10 protein-coding genes are annotated in these 14318 nt (G+C 46.7%); 4 read left to right on the top strand and 6 right to left on the bottom strand.

Going from position 1 to position 14318, the window contains the following annotated elements; genetic code table 11:
* Positions 1–45: 45 nt before the first annotated feature.
* Positions 46–1206, top strand: a complete 1161-nt coding sequence (locus LSG34_RS17730) for an FAD-dependent oxidoreductase (protein WP_233010462.1) — start codon at positions 46–48, stop codon at positions 1204–1206.
* A 1-nt stretch (position 1207) separates the two neighbouring features.
* On the opposite strand, the gene LSG34_RS17725 is transcribed toward LSG34_RS17730, so the two are convergent.
* From LSG34_RS17725 to LSG34_RS17715, 3 genes are all read right to left on the bottom strand, one after another.
* Positions 1208–3535, bottom strand: coding sequence for a beta-L-arabinofuranosidase domain-containing protein (locus LSG34_RS17725; RefSeq protein WP_233010461.1), 2328 nt, complete (start codon positions 3533–3535; stop codon positions 1208–1210).
* Between the two features lie 68 nt (positions 3536–3603).
* A complete protein-coding gene (locus tag LSG34_RS17720) occupies positions 3604–4551 on the bottom strand; it encodes a glycoside hydrolase family 43 protein (RefSeq protein ID WP_233010459.1) in 948 nt (315 codons plus the stop codon).
* A gap of 44 nt (positions 4552–4595) precedes the next feature.
* Positions 4596–5981: an MFS transporter gene (locus tag LSG34_RS17715; RefSeq protein ID WP_233010458.1), complete on the bottom strand. Its 1386-nt coding sequence runs from the start codon at positions 5979–5981 to the stop codon at positions 4596–4598.
* 324 nt (positions 5982–6305) lie between these two features.
* Between LSG34_RS17715 and LSG34_RS17710 the strand changes: the two genes are divergently transcribed.
* From LSG34_RS17710 to LSG34_RS17700, 3 genes are all read left to right on the top strand, one after another.
* Positions 6306–7343, top strand: coding sequence for an arabinan endo-1,5-alpha-L-arabinosidase (locus LSG34_RS17710; protein WP_233010457.1), 1038 nt, complete (start codon positions 6306–6308; stop codon positions 7341–7343).
* A gap of 245 nt (positions 7344–7588) precedes the next feature.
* Positions 7589–8983: a family 43 glycosylhydrolase gene (locus LSG34_RS17705; protein ID WP_233010456.1), complete on the top strand. Its 1395-nt coding sequence runs from the start codon at positions 7589–7591 to the stop codon at positions 8981–8983.
* 127 nt (positions 8984–9110) lie between these two features.
* Entirely contained in the window at positions 9111–10991 is a 1881-nt protein-coding gene (locus LSG34_RS17700) for a family 43 glycosylhydrolase (RefSeq protein WP_233010454.1), read from the top strand.
* A 74-nt stretch (positions 10992–11065) separates the two neighbouring features.
* On the opposite strand, the gene LSG34_RS17695 is transcribed toward LSG34_RS17700, so the two are convergent.
* The 3 genes from LSG34_RS17695 to LSG34_RS17685 all read right to left on the bottom strand — a co-directional run bounded on the left by LSG34_RS17695 (position 11066) and on the right by LSG34_RS17685 (position 14302).
* Positions 11066–12679: a methyl-accepting chemotaxis protein gene (locus tag LSG34_RS17695; RefSeq protein WP_233010453.1), complete on the bottom strand. Its 1614-nt coding sequence runs from the start codon at positions 12677–12679 to the stop codon at positions 11066–11068.
* A gap of 64 nt (positions 12680–12743) precedes the next feature.
* Positions 12744–13157, bottom strand: a complete 414-nt coding sequence (locus tag LSG34_RS17690) for a type 2 periplasmic-binding domain-containing protein (protein ID WP_233010451.1) — start codon at positions 13155–13157, stop codon at positions 12744–12746.
* Between the two features lie 11 nt (positions 13158–13168).
* Complete coding sequence (locus LSG34_RS17685; RefSeq protein WP_233010450.1) at positions 13169–14302, bottom strand: hypothetical protein; 1134 nt, start codon at positions 14300–14302, stop codon at positions 13169–13171.
* Between the last annotated feature and the right edge of the window lie 16 nt (positions 14303–14318).

The raw sequence follows: 14318 nt of genomic DNA, 5'->3' as shown, positions 1-14318 counted from the left end.
GTCAAAAATCAGGGTAGAATGCCTTGATGTGAGTGGGAGGTGCTTGTGCTGGATATATTAATTGTAGGTGGTGGTATGGTTGGCGCTTCAGTGGCGCTGAAGTTAAGCCGTGCTGGTTTAGAAGTGGGCTTAATTGAAAAACAGCCTGTTTCAGCTTATGACCCACAAAGTACCGTTGATCTTCGTGTATCCGCTATTAACAGACGCAGCGAACAATGGCTGACGGATTTAGGCGCCTGGTCTTTATTGCAGCAATGGCGTTTATGCCCTTATAAAAGGTTACAGGCTTTTGAAGGCGAACAGGCTGGACTCACTTTTCATGCTGATGAAGTGGCTTTGACCCATCTGGGCCATATTGTTGAAAATAATCTGATCCAGCAGGCGCTGTGGGCCAAGTTTCCTGCCAACTTGCAGTTGTTTTGCCCAGCCACTGTGACAAGTTTTACCCAGCAGTCAGATTTTGCTTCTGTCAGTACCGCAGAATTTGGCGAGTTAAAAGCTAAACTGGTGATAGCAGCAGATGGTGGTCAGTCGCAGCTGCGCCAGTTAGCACAAATTGGCGTGTCGGGCTGGCAGTATCAGCAAAGCTGTTTAGTGGTTACAGTCAACACAGAGTACGAACAACAGGACATTACCTGGCAGCAATTTAACGAATCAGGCCCACGGGCTTTTTTACCTTTGCCAGGTAAGCAGGGTTCTTTAGTTTGGTACGACCATCATCATAAAATTAAACAGCTGGCTGCATTATCTAAAACCGCTTTGGCTGAACAGATCCAGCAGGCTTTTCCGGCCAAGCTTGGCAAAATTACAGTGGAACAAGTGGCAAGTTTTCCTTTAGCCCGGGTACATGCGAAAGACTATGTCAAAGGACGGCTGGTGCTGGTGGGGGATGCGGCTCATAGTATTAATCCGCTGGCAGGCCAGGGAGTGAACTTAGGGTTTGCTGATGCGATGTTGTTGTCTGAACTGCTGGAGCAGGCTTTTGCGCAAGGCAATGATTTAGCGGAGCCTGAGTTATTACAGCAGTACCAAAGCATACGTCAGCGTGAAAATGCGTTGATGATGTCGGCTATGGATCTGTTTTATCAAAGCTTTAGCAGCAGCTTGCCTCCTGTGCGTTTTTTACGTCAGTTGGGTTTAGCAGTAGCAGAAAAGGCTGGCCCGTTAAAGCATTGGGTCAGCCGTTATGCGGTTGGTATCAGTTAAGCTACAACTTCAGTAAACGCACCTGATAGAGACCACCTGCTATGCTGCCTGGCTTGGCGACAAATTTGACGCGGAAGTGAGCGGCATTTTTTGGCAGCAGATTATTGGGGATTGGGTAGTCGACCTGATACCAATCCGGCCCTAAACCGCTTTTAAGCTCCACATCGGTCAGTTTTTTATCATCCAGCCAGACCTCAAATTGCCGTCCGCCATCCAGACCAAAATACTCAAGCCTTAAGGTCAGATTTTGCTGGCCCTTGTGGCTTAACTGATAACTAAACCAGCTTTTACTGTGCCGCCAATGTCGGCCTAAATTGATACCAGCTTCGCTTTGTTCGCCCTGATAAAAATGATCCGACTCAGGCTGCTGTTCGCCAGGATAGACTTTATCCAGCGTTTGTTGTTCCAGTAAAGCCGCGGCTTTATCTTGCTGTTCTTGCGCTGCTTTTTGTTGTTGCCAGCCTTCAAGGCTAGTGTGCTGAAAGTAGATTTGGTATCTGCTGTCATGCAGTCGGAAAAAGGGAATCAGCTCAGGCTGACCTTGTAAAAAGCCCTGGCCAGTGCTGAAGCTCAAAGGCTGATTAGGCAAGCGTTTTAAGCTATTCAGAAAGTTTTTTGTATCGCCAATATAAAGTGGGGCAGCGGAGACAGGGCAGGTTGGGCCCGAAGCTATATGGCCCATACGGCTGTCATCACCAATAAATTTTAAGCTTTCGTTTTTAAAAGGTGTACTGCGACTGGCCAGCACTATAGGGCCGTACAATACCGCATGATAATCAGGCTTAGCTGGCATAGGGTCCAGACTTAATTGCATCGGCAGCTCAAGTTTTACTTTGTCGCCTTGCTGCCAGGGGCCAGCAAGCAGAATATGTTCACCGGCTTTGGCTGTTACTTCAACGGCTTTACCATTGCGCCAGACTTTAACGGCTCCGGCCCAGGATGGATAACGCAGCTGCAGGTTCAATTGGCTTGCTGCGTCAAATACCAATTCAGTGCTATTTTCATCCGGGAATAAAGTCTGCTGGTGCAGTTTTATCTCTGGAGTGCTAATGCTGGAGGCTATCCACAAATTCACTTGCAAAGCGTTTTTATCCAGGCTGTAAATAAATTCGCCATGTTTGCTGTGGCTTTCTATGCCTGAGCCAACACAACACCACATACCTTGATCCACTTTGGAGTAAACCCGGTAATGTTGTGGCCGCATAGAGGTGAAATAAACAAAACCGCCATGCTTCGGATGTTGGCTGGCCAGAATATGGTTCCACAAGCCACGCTCATAATAATCGAGGTATTTGCTCTGGCCGGTCTGACGGTACAGCAGCATAGAGAGTTTCAGCATATTGTAGGTATTGCAGGTTTCAGGCCCTTCCACTTCATTTAACATAGGGTTGAAGTCGTCTTTGGGATGAAAATGCTCCCGCACGCTATTGCCGCCTATAGCGACAGTGCGCTGCTCTACCACTAAAGACCAGAAGTATTCAGCCGCTTTTAACCAGTTTTTATCGCCGGACAATTCAGCAATACGGGCTATACCCGCCACTTTAGGAATTTGGGTATTGGCGTGCAGACCTGTCAGCTTGTCTTCGCCTTTTAACAGCGGTTCCAGAATACGTAATTCGGTAAAATCTTTGGCCAACTGCATGTAGCTTTTATCGTCATAAATAACAGCCATATCAGCCAACACTTCGTTCATGCCACCATGTTCGGTTAGCAACATCTGCTGGATTTGCTGCGGTGATAAGTTTTTCACCAGATTTTTCAGCCAGTTGCCATAATTCAGCAACAGGGTTTTGGCGCGCATATCGCCGGTGTGCAGGTAGATATCGCGCAGGCCTGCGAAGGTTTTATGGATATTGTAAAAAGGCACCCAGTGTTTATTCAGACTAAATAAATCAGCTTCAATCTGGCCTTGCCGAATTTGTTGCCATAAAGCTTTACTGCCAGGCACTCCGCCTAAATAACCTTGCTGAGCCTGCTGGATTTTCTGAAGTTCGGTCAGTAAATAATCCAACCGGGCTTTGATCTGCTCATTCGCTGTAGCGCTAAACATAAAAGCCAAAGCCGTTAAATAATGCCCCAGCATATGACCGTCTAAACCGGTATTTTCCCAGTTGCCATAGGACTCCACCTTGTTTTCGATGCCCGCTTCACGGCGCAGTGGTGCCAGCAGTTTGTCGGCATCGAGCGCCAGTAAGTACTTCAGATTGGTTTGCTCTGAATGTAAAAAGGGGCCGTCGGTTAAGCGCACTTCTTTGAGTGGCACAGTCGTCAAGGCAACAGCTTGCACGCAGAAACTGGTGGCCAAAAACAGGGAAAATAATAGTCGCATGGCTTTATATCCTCGGGGTCAGAGCCAAGGCCCTGACCCGGTATTTATTCCTGCAGTTATTCTTGTACTTATTCTTCTAAAGAAGGGCGACCAAAGATCGGCATACCCTGATCATCCCAACGCAGCGCTTTGACGTAGGTATGGCGGTTTGGATCCCAGAGTGGATCGCCCACTATTTCGGTATAAGTGCGGGCGTGATACACCAGTAAGTCGGTTTTTCCGTCGGCGGATACCGTAAAGCTGTTATGGCCGGGGCCATAGACTTTGTGCTCAAAGCAGCTTTGCAGCACTGGCTCTTTCAGTTTATGCCAGCTTTGTGGGTCCATCAGGTTGGCATTTTCATCGGCCCACAATAGCCCCATGGCATAGTTTTCATCTGTGGCACTGGCGGAGTAGCTGATAAAGACTTTGCCGTGACGAATCAACACGCTTGGGCCTTCATTGACCCAAAAACCACGAATTTCCCAGTCAAATTCAGGTTTGCTTAAAAGCACAGGTTCGCTGCTGATTTTGTCGGGTGTGTCCATAGTGGCAATGTATAAATTGCTGTTGCCTTCAATCTGATTATCTTTTTGCGCCCACAAATAATACAGCTGACCTTGGTGCTCAAAGGTGGTGGCGTCGAGGCAAAAAGTATCGATGCCGGTATCAACTTGGCCTAAAAACTGCCACTGCCCTTCAATAGGGTTGGCATCTTTGCAGCAAATCACATACATACGATGCTGAAACAGTTTGTTTTTAATCTCGCGACTGGGAGCCGCAGCAAAGTAGATATACCAGGCACCCTGGCGGAAATGAATTTCAGGTGCCCAAATAAGCTCTGAATAAGGCCCTGTATCGGGTTTTAACCAGGCATTGATGGGTGTGGCCTGCGGCAGTTCTTCGATAGTACGGGCGCGGCGTAACTCGACTCTGTCATAGGCTGGCACAGAGGCGGTGAAATAATAATAACCATCGCTATGACGATAAATGCAGGGGTCGGCCCGCTGCTCAATTAAAGGCGTTAACAATCGCATAAAAACTCCAGTGCGCTGTGGATAAAGAACTATGTCTAAAAAACTTACTTAGCATTCACCAATTGAGTCGCAGGTGATGCCTGATCAGGCTTTGGGGGCTCAATTTGGCCTGCCACCATGTCCTGATAAAAGTTGTCGGTAATTTTGTATTTGTACATCAAAAGGCCCATCAGCAAATGGAAGAAGCCAGGGATCACAGATAACATCAGCGCTATACCCAATAAGCTGAATTCGCTTTGCACTTGATCAGGTTGATAATCAAAAAAGGTTAATAAGCTACCGACGACAAAACCCGCTATGCCCATACCTGCTTTCTGGCAAAACGAAATACCACCAAAAGCTAAACCTGATACGCGCTGGCCGGTTTTGTGTTCGCCATAATCCACGGCTTCGGCAATGGCCGACCAGAACACAGGCGCATGCAAATCCACGACAAAAGAGAGTAAAAAATACAACACAAAAGCCAGCCAGAGATCACCAGGTTTGACTAGCACAAACAGCAGCACACTTAAAACAGCCACCACAATCTGGCTTGTACGAAAGAGTTTTACTTTGCAATGATGTTTGGTGATCCAGGTCGAAGCCACCATCGCCAGAATAGCGGCCACCACACCGGTCGATAAGAAGGCCGATAGCATAGTGGCGTCACCACCCAGATAATACTTAGCGTAATAGGCCGCCACTGAGCCACGAATGACATAACCAATAGTGCCTGTGACACAAACAGCACATAAAATCAGCCACTGGTCATTTTTTAATAACAGCTTTAACTGACTGAAAAAAGGTTTGGTTTCCACCTGATGTTGCAAACGCTCAGTGGTATTAAAAAAGCAGAATAAAAACAATAAACTGGCCATAGCACCCATCAAACCCATAGCGGCCTGATACCCAGCGGCTAGCTGGCCTTCGCCCCACTGCGCTGCTAACACAGGCACAATAATAGTCACTAAAAAGGCTGCAATTTTGGCGAAAAATAAACGGTAGCCATTGGCGGATAAACGCTCTTTCGGGCAATCGGTCAAAACGCTAATAATGGAAATATAAGGGATAGTGACAGCCGTAAACATCAGGGTGACGAAGATGTAGGTGGCGTAAGCCCAGACCAGCTTACCGTTGTAATCCAGATCCGGTGTCGAAAAGGTCAAAAACACCGAGATGCCAAAAGGGATCGCCATAAAGAGGAAATAATGCCGGTAGCGGCCCCAGCGGGTGGTAAATTTATCGGTGATCATCCCCATCAAAGGGTCTGTAACTGCATCAATCAGCCGCACCACCAGAAACAAAATGGCAACGTCTGCGGCTTTTAGGCCAAAGATATCGGTGTAAAAAAAAGTGATGATCAGCATCATGGAAGAAATTACTACATTGACCGCCATATCTCCGGCGCCAAAGCCAATTTTCTCCATAACAGATAGTTTATAACCTGCCATTCGACTCCCCTGTGGATTGCGTCGGTTTTATGCTCAGTTTTTCTCACCTGACCGCAAAGTCATGATGGATCCCGATGCTAAAACCTGTTTTATATTGTTTATGATCTTATAGTATTACTAATGGATTTGGCTGACAAGTAAGAAAGCAGCTTGGTTTTTACAGCCATTAATTAATATCTATCCATTTGGTTTATATAGTTATTTTTTGATTTGTTTTGCTGTGCTCAGCGCAATAACTGGCAGTGGTGTTTCTGCATTTTATTGCTTGCTGAGCTGAACTTATGCTATTTGTAATACAAATTCAACTAAAACAGGATGGACTGCATGAGCAAGTCTCGCTCTTTTTTCGCTTTGCTTCAGTTGTCACTTTTTAGTGGCTGCATGCTTTTGATAAACCCGCTCCAGGCTGAGCAAGTCAGTATCCATGATCCGGTGCTGGCTAAAGAAAAAGGCCAGTATTTTTTATACAGCACAGGTCCAGGCATTACCTTTTACCAATCCAGCGACTTAAAAAACTGGCGTTTAGGCGGCCGTGTTTTTGAGGGGGAGCCGACTTGGGCAAAATCTGTATCCCCAAGCTTTGATGGTCATATCTGGGCACCGGATATTTTTCAGCATCAGGGCAAGTTTTATCTGTATTACTCCATCTCCGCTTTTGGCAAAAATACCTCGGCTATAGGGGTCACAGTCAATACTACTTTGGATCCTAAAGATCCAACCTATCAATGGGTGGATCAGGGCATAGTGTTGCAGTCTGTGCCACACCGGGATTTATGGAATGCGATAGACCCTGCCATTATTCTGGATGAACTAGGCCAGGCCTGGATGAGTTTTGGCTCCTTTTGGGGTGGCCTGAAATTGGTGAAACTGGATCAAAGCCTGACCCGTATAGCGCAGCCTGAACAGTGGCATACGCTGGCTAAAGCAGAGCGACCTGCATTTTTAGATGATGCCGAACCTGGCCCTGCTGAACTGGAAGCGCCTTTTATCTACAAAAAAGGCCGTTTTTATTATCTATTTGTTTCTTATGGAAAATGTTGCCGTGGTAAAGACAGCACTTACCATATGGTGGTTGGACGTTCTCAAACCTTAGTCGGGCCTTATCTGGATAAAAACGGCAAAGATTTAGCTATGGGCGGCGGTTCAGTGTTGCTCAAAGGCAATAACGACTGGCCAGGTTTAGGCCATAACTCTGTGTATGCTATGGATGGCAAAGATTACTTAGTCTTTCATGCCTATGAAATGGCAGACAAGGGCCTGCAAAAACTGAAGATCACTGCATTGGAGTGGGATAAAAACGGCTGGCCTTTGGTCAATGAAAAAGACTGGTTGGGTTATCAGAGTGAGTTGGTGAAAGACTGATCCTCTGTGTTTCAAAAAAGTTGCATTTATGAATTTCTGTTCTAGTTTATTTAGTTGTTATTGTATTACAAATATCAATAACCACTAACCCAAGTACTTTGCAGTTGCAGGGAGGCGACAAGCCAGCGAGACCTCAGGAGCATAGTAAACCTATGTGACTGGGGCGAGATGGTGCAGTTAACAAAGCTGCAGCTTCAAATACGACGGGTATAAAAATAACTATCACGACAGACAAGGACATACTTATGCGACAACAAAACACCAGGCCGTCAGTATACTGGCGGTCCGTTCTGATAGGCCTTTTAAGTTTATTTTGCACCGCTGTACAGGCGGTGACTATCACAGGAGTGCCGAACTCTCATGACCCGGCAGGGCTTATCAAAGACGGCGACACCTATTTTCACTTCACCACTGGACAGGGGATTTGGTATTCCACGTCCACTAACCTGACGCATTGGTCTGCAACCTCCAGTCCTGTGTTTCCATCAGGCTGGCCCGGCTGGATCAACAACGCTGTGCCTGGTTTTACCGGAGCATTTTGGGCGCCTGATGTCATTCAGATGAAAGGCTATTATTACCTGTATTATTCAGCTTCTACCTTTGGTAGCTCACGCTCTGCTATTGGAGTAGCCCGTAGCGTTTCGCTTAGAAATCCAAACTGGACAGATTTAGGCATGGTGGTCAGTTCCAGTGGTGCCAGCACCGACATTAACGCTATAGACCCTGCTTTGTTTCGAGATCACGACGGCCGGATTTATATGAGTTATGGCTCCTTTTTTGGTGGCCTGGGTCTGGTCGAAATCAATCCATCTACAGGAAAAACTATAGGCAATGTGCAGCATATTTACGGCGGTAATCACCAAAGTATTGAAGCGCCTTATATCAGCCGGCAAGGCAATTATTATTATCTGTATCTGAACCGCGGTGCCTGTTGCCAGGGCAGCAACAGCAGTTATTACATTCAGGTGGCGCGTTCCACCTCAGTGTGGGGGCCTTATCAGGAAGAGCGCAGTTTATTACCCAACCAAAGTGGTAATTACAAAGGTCCTGGCCATATAGGGGTTTTAAAAGACAGCGGCTGCCAGTATGTGTCCACTCACTATTACGACTTAAATGATGGCGACAATGCCAAACTTGATCTGCTGAAAATGAGCTTTAGCTCAGGCTGGCCCAGCTTAAGCCGCAATTTCAGTGTGGCCAGTTGTGGTGGCATCAGTGAAGGCACCTATCGCATTAAAGCCCGCCATAGCGGCAAATATTTATCCTTAGATAATGCTTCAACCGCCAATGGCGCTTTGGTGGAGCAATACACATTAAGTTCAGCTTTACATCAGCAATGGCAGCTGATTAGCCTGGGTGATGGCAGCTATAGTTTGATTAACAGCCACAGTGGTCAGGCACTGGATGTCTGGGAGCTATCTACTGCTGCAGGAGCCAGCATAGCGCAGTGGCCTTATTGGGGTGGTGCAGGCCAGAAATGGTTACTGGAAGATGCAGGCAATGGCTATACACGCATTCGTTCAGTATTAAGTAACCATGTACTGGATGTTAGTGGTGCCAGCACAGCCAATGATGCCAAAGTGCTGCAATGGACAGTCACAGGCGGCACCAACCAGCAGTGGCTGTTAGAGAGGCTGTAAGTTGTTGTGGCGGCGGACAGAGCTCATCACTGTCCGCCGCTGTTGTTTTCTTCTGTTTTTCGTTTTAAACTCATAAAGTCTTATTGTAATACAAATATAAAAATCAACAGACCAGACAGGGTTAGCTATGAATTACAGTATAAAGCCTTTGCCCGGCTTAACAGGCTATCGTATTCCATTGGCTATCAGCCTTCTGTGTGCGTTGGTGGCTTGTTCACCAGAGCCACCACCTGAAAGTAACGCAGTTCCTTTAGCTACTGCATCAACTCTGCCTTTACCTGCAATAGAAGATCAAAGTTTTACCAATCCATTATTTGCCAATGGTGCTGACCCCTGGCTGGAATACTGGCAAGGCAATTATTACCTGACCACCACCACCTGGACCTCTCAGCTGGTGATGCGTAAATCACCGACTTTGGCGGGTTTAGCCACTGCTACGCCAGTCAATGTTTGGTCTGAAACTAATCCAAAAAGCTGCTGTAACTTCTGGGCTTTTGAATTTCATCGTTTGCAGGGCCCTGATGGTCCGCGCTGGTACATGATGTATACCTCGGGCAAGCAGGAAAACTTAGATGGTCAGCATTTGTCTGTGTTGGAAAGTGCCGGTGATGACCCTATGGGGCCCTATCAATACAAAGGTTCGCCTATGCCTGACAGTTGGAATATCGACGGTAATTATTTAGAACATAAGGGGAAGTTGTATCTATTGTGGTCTGAGTGGGAGGGGGATGAGCAACTGAACTGGATCAGTCAAATGTCCAATCCCTGGACTTTAACCGGCGAGCCTATGGTGTTATCCCGCCCTTCGTTGCCATGGGAGCAATCTGGCCGTAAGGTGAATGAAGGCCCCGAAGTGCTGAAACACCAAGGCCGTACCTTTGTGATTTACTCCGCCAGCTTTTGTGACACACCGGATTATAAACTAGGTTTATTGGAGCTAACAGGTGACAATCCGATGGACGCCAAATCCTGGACTAAAGCAGATCAGCCTGTATTTGAACGTGGTAATGGCGTCTTTGGCCCAGGTCATAACGGCTTTTTTACCTCACCAGATGGTAGTGAAAACTGGCTGGTGTATCACGGCAATAATAAAGAAACAGACGGTTGTAGCGCGACCCGTTCGGTGCGGGCTCAACCTTTTACCTATAAAGCCGATGGCACACCTGACTTTGGTACTCCAGTGCCTGAAGGTCAAACAGTGGCCGCACCTTCTGGCGAAAATGGTCCTTTAACCATAGTGCCTGAAGGTGTGAAATGGCAGTTGATTAACCGTGCTACACAGCTCTGTCTGACGCCATCAGCACAAGGACTGACAGAGCAGGCTTGTACTGAAGCAGGGCAGTGGATCATCGACCCGACCACCAAAGGACGTTATCGTTTGGCCAGCACGAGCGGATTATTTATGGGTGCACAGCGTGAATTATCAGCCTGGGTCAATCAGCCAACCCAGCAATGGCAGTTTAAAGCAGGTAGCGATAGTTATTACCAGTTGCTAAATGCTGCAGATCAAAAGCCATTTACTGCGACAGACTGCAAAGCCGAAGATGCAGCCTTATGTCAGGACTGGTTAATGCTTCCTGCGGGTAACACTGTGCTGAGCAGCAGACAAAGCGGTAAAGTTCTGAGCACAAAAGAGTGTGCTGCCACTGGTGATACGCAGGTAACACAACAAAGCTGGACAAAACAGGCCTGTCAGCAATGGAACTGGAAAGCAGGGCAAGGAGGTTCTGTTCAGCTACAAAACAGCCTGAACCCGGAACTTTGTTTGATAGTGAAAGACGATGCATTGGCGGCTGGTGCTGATTTGGTATTGGGCAACTGTGCAGCTAAATCCAGTCAGTGGGCTTTGCAATTGCTGGTCAATGGTGCGGTGTCTTTGCTATCCCAACATACAAAGCAGGTGGTTGACCTGCCCAGTTGCAGTTTGTTTGACGGCGTTGGGGTGAAACAGACTCCAGAACAGTCTGATGCAATTTGTCAGCAATTTCAGCTCAGAGCTGTAGACTAAAAAACGAATCAATCAGCAGGACACTAAAATAATTACGGCTGGGAGTCCCAGCCGTAATTTTATTGCTGAAACTTTTATTCCCGAAATTTGGACGACACAGTATTCAGTTCCTGAGCCAGGCCACGCAGTTGGTCTGAAATATCAGCTACGGTATTTTGTACCTGAATAGTCCGGCTGAATGAATCGGCCATTTGGTGGGTATTATCCAGCACTAAACTGGCCACCATGGTTTGTTCTTCTGTGGCAGTCGCTATTTGGGCATTGACCATATTAATTTTGTCAATTTCCTGATTAATCAACTCAATAGAGCTGCCCGCTTCGGCCGTCAATACTGCGCTGTTATTGGCTTTAGTCACAGCCTGATCCATCAGTCGTACTGCACTGTCGACGTTTTGCGTTAGCTTGCCTAACAAATCACGGATAGTCGTAACTGAAGAGGCGGTGCGGGAAGACAATAAACGCACTTCATCTGCAACTACGGCAAAACCACGGCCTTGTTCTCCAGCACGAGCCGCTTCAATGGCAGCGTTTAACGCCAATAAATTGGTCTGATCGGCAATATCATTGATGCTTTTTAAAATGCCGCCAACTTCCAGAGTTTGTTTAGCCAAATCGGTAATCACACTGCTGGTCTGGGCAATTTCTCCGGCCAAATCTTTTGAAGCCTGCACAGAATAGGTGGTTTTTTCGTAGCCGAGTTTGGCAAGTCTGCTGGCGTCATTAGCACTGCCTGACGCGGCGTTGGCCGACTGGCTGATATCTTTGACGCTGCTTTGCATTTCTTCCATCGAATGCGACACCGTATCGGCATCATTTTTTTGCTGGCTGGTCATGCAATCGAGTTCTTTCATGCCTTTGGCCAGTTCGTCGGCGGTGCGACTTACCGGATCGACCAATTGAGCTATAGCCACAAAAGAGCTTTGTAACAGAGAAATAAATTCGTTGAAGTTACGGGCTACAGCCCCAAATTCATCTTCAGAGTCGATGGCAAGACGGCTGGACAAAGAGCCTTTGCCTGAAGCCAATACTTGCAGTGAACTGGCCAGATTATTGGCTGTTTTGCTGATATTCCGGCCTATCACATGACCGACAACCGCCATAATAATTAATAAGACAGTGCCGCATAACACAATAATCAGCACAGAACGTTCAGACGAAGCCGACATATCCACCAGTATTTGCTGGAAGTTATGGTCCGTTTGCTTTTCATAAGCAACAAAACCGGTTTTTGCGGTTTCATACAAAGCGGTTTTATTTTGAATAATGCTTTGTGCTGCGCCCATATCTAAAGTGCCGTCAATCATCGACTGAGCAATTTCTGCAGCTGCTTTGGCATAAGCGCTAAAGTTTTGTTCCAGCGTTTCCAGTTGTTTCAGGTTGGCTGTATCCAGTTTTTTCAGTTGTGCCAGGCTGGTAACGACTCGTTCTTCAGTCGCTTTGGCTGTACTTAGTATGTCTGGATCGGACAAGGAAACGGACTGGGTAAAGAATTCTTCGACCGCGTTAAACTCCACCACCATTTGTGAGGCGAGTTTTGAGCTGTCGTACATTTTGTCTTTAATCAGCACAATGCTGTCGGCATTGCGGGCAGTAAAATAAATGGACGATGTCAGTACTATTAAAAAAGCCAGAATTGCGATAGCAATAATAAGCCAGATTTTTTTTAATAAACTCAGGTATTTCAGCATAAGTAGTATCCAGAATATGGCTTACAACAAAGGCAGGTGATGCGCTCACCTGCCTGGACAAGCTTTAGTTCAGTGTTAAGGCTACTTTGACACTGCCAGTTACAGCACCTGCACTGACATAACCAATGGCCGCAGGGTTTTTTGCCACTGCATCCAGCACTTCCTGTTCCGACGCCAATTCTTTTGGTGGTGTTCCTTTGCCAGTGAAGATCAGTTTAGACCAATATGCTTTCATCTGGCTGGAAGAACGGCCCAGAGCTTTTTGGTCAAAATCCGCACGAACTGCAACAGCCTCCGCCAGATTCATGGGCTCAGCGGCTTTGCCATCGGTAAAACTTTTGGCGCGGCCGGTAAAGATTTTATTGATGTCGTCCTGTGACAAAGTTGCCGCATTAGATGGGTGAACTATCACTGCAACATTGGCAAAAGCCATAAAGCTCAGAGTCAGGGCAGGAATTAAGATTAATTTTTTTAACATGATTTGATTCCTTAAAACACCAGATCTACGCCAACAACCAGTACGCTGTCTTTACGATCAGCCGTTTTATTGTCTGCATTGGTATATTGAGCTTTAAATGCAGCTGAAGGGTGGAAGTCATAACGCACACCGACGTTAATGCTATCCCGCTCTGTTTCCAGACTGTTCACTAAACCCGCAACAGGAGCAAAAATTGGTGAAGCAGTTGGCACACCTGCATAAATTTCAGTTTTGGCCTTATTGTCTTCTTTTTCAAAAGACACATAAGGTGTGATGCTGTCAAAGCGGTGACCAATAGAAATGTAGTAGGATTCCTGATCAGAGATAAAAGAGTCGTCTACCGTGGCTTTAGTGATTTCAGACACCAGCAACCAGTCATTTTTATCGATATTAAAACCAATACCGGCGAAAGAGCTGGATTCATCCACTATGTCTAAATCTTTAGCCAAAGCTCCCAAACCAAAGCCTGTTAACTGTGCATACAAGCCTGCAGGGCTGTCTAATTGATCCACATAAAAAGTGGTTTTACCTACAAGGTAAGCCACCCGGAATGAATACCCATCCTGACCCAATTCCCAGGCTACACCTGTGACATTGTCAATTTGCGCATCTGCAGCGGCATCGCCAATAGCGGCATCACCATCATAACTGCCGAGAATAAACTGCAGAGCAGAATCAAAATTACCTAAAGTGGTGGTGTGGTATAACGAGGCGCCTTCGATATTATCGAAACCTAAACCGTAGACACTTTGTGGCACCCGAGACCAGTCATAGGCATAACCTACGTCACGGAAATCGGAGTATTTGTAAAACGGCGTTCTTAAACGACCTGCGTTCACACGCAAAGTGTCGGTTAAATCGTAACTTAAAAAAGCCCACTCAAATTTAACATCCCAATCATCAGAACCACGGCCTAGCAGCTGCGCAGTGACTGAGAGTTTATCGCCTAAATCCGACTTCACCTGAAGTGCAGCTAAGCTTTCATTTTTAAAGCTGAAATCATCGTCATAGCCGTAGAGTTCGTCATCGCTACTCAGCGCCATACCGCCTTTAATCGAAGCAAAACCATTGATGTCTACTGCAGCCTGACTGGTGCCACACAGGGTCGCAGCAATAGTGATTGCCAGTAATTTACGTTTTAACATAGGGTATCCTCATCGA

It is taken from the genome of Rheinheimera faecalis (assembly GCF_021290965.1).
In the GTDB taxonomy this organism is placed as follows: Bacteria; Pseudomonadota; Gammaproteobacteria; order Enterobacterales; family Alteromonadaceae; genus Pararheinheimera; species Pararheinheimera faecalis.
The sequence above is the reverse complement of the archived record's forward strand: the minus strand, read 5'-3'. Positions and strand labels throughout refer to the sequence as shown.

Bases quoted from the DNA above. Each gene is read 5' to 3' on its own strand.
- LSG34_RS17690 (WP_233010451.1), bottom strand. From the start codon at position 13,157: ATGTTAAAAAAATTAATCTTAATTCCTGCCCTGACTCTGAGCTTTATG.
- LSG34_RS17705 (WP_233010456.1), top strand. From the start codon at position 7,589: ATGCGACAACAAAACACCAGGCCGTCAGTATACTGGCGGTCCGTTCTG.
- LSG34_RS17715 (WP_233010458.1), bottom strand. From the start codon at position 5,981: ATGGCAGGTTATAAACTATCTGTTATGGAGAAAATTGGCTTTGGCGCC.
- LSG34_RS17725 (WP_233010461.1), bottom strand. From the start codon at position 3,535: ATGCGACTATTATTTTCCCTGTTTTTGGCCACCAGTTTCTGCGTGCAA.
- LSG34_RS17700 (WP_233010454.1), top strand. From the start codon at position 9,111: ATGAATTACAGTATAAAGCCTTTGCCCGGCTTAACAGGCTATCGTATT.
- LSG34_RS17695 (WP_233010453.1), bottom strand. From the start codon at position 12,679: ATGCTGAAATACCTGAGTTTATTAAAAAAAATCTGGCTTATTATTGCT.
- LSG34_RS17720 (WP_233010459.1), bottom strand. From the start codon at position 4,551: ATGCGATTGTTAACGCCTTTAATTGAGCAGCGGGCCGACCCCTGCATT.
- LSG34_RS17685 (WP_233010450.1), bottom strand. From the start codon at position 14,302: ATGTTAAAACGTAAATTACTGGCAATCACTATTGCTGCGACCCTGTGT.
- LSG34_RS17710 (WP_233010457.1), top strand. From the start codon at position 6,306: ATGAGCAAGTCTCGCTCTTTTTTCGCTTTGCTTCAGTTGTCACTTTTT.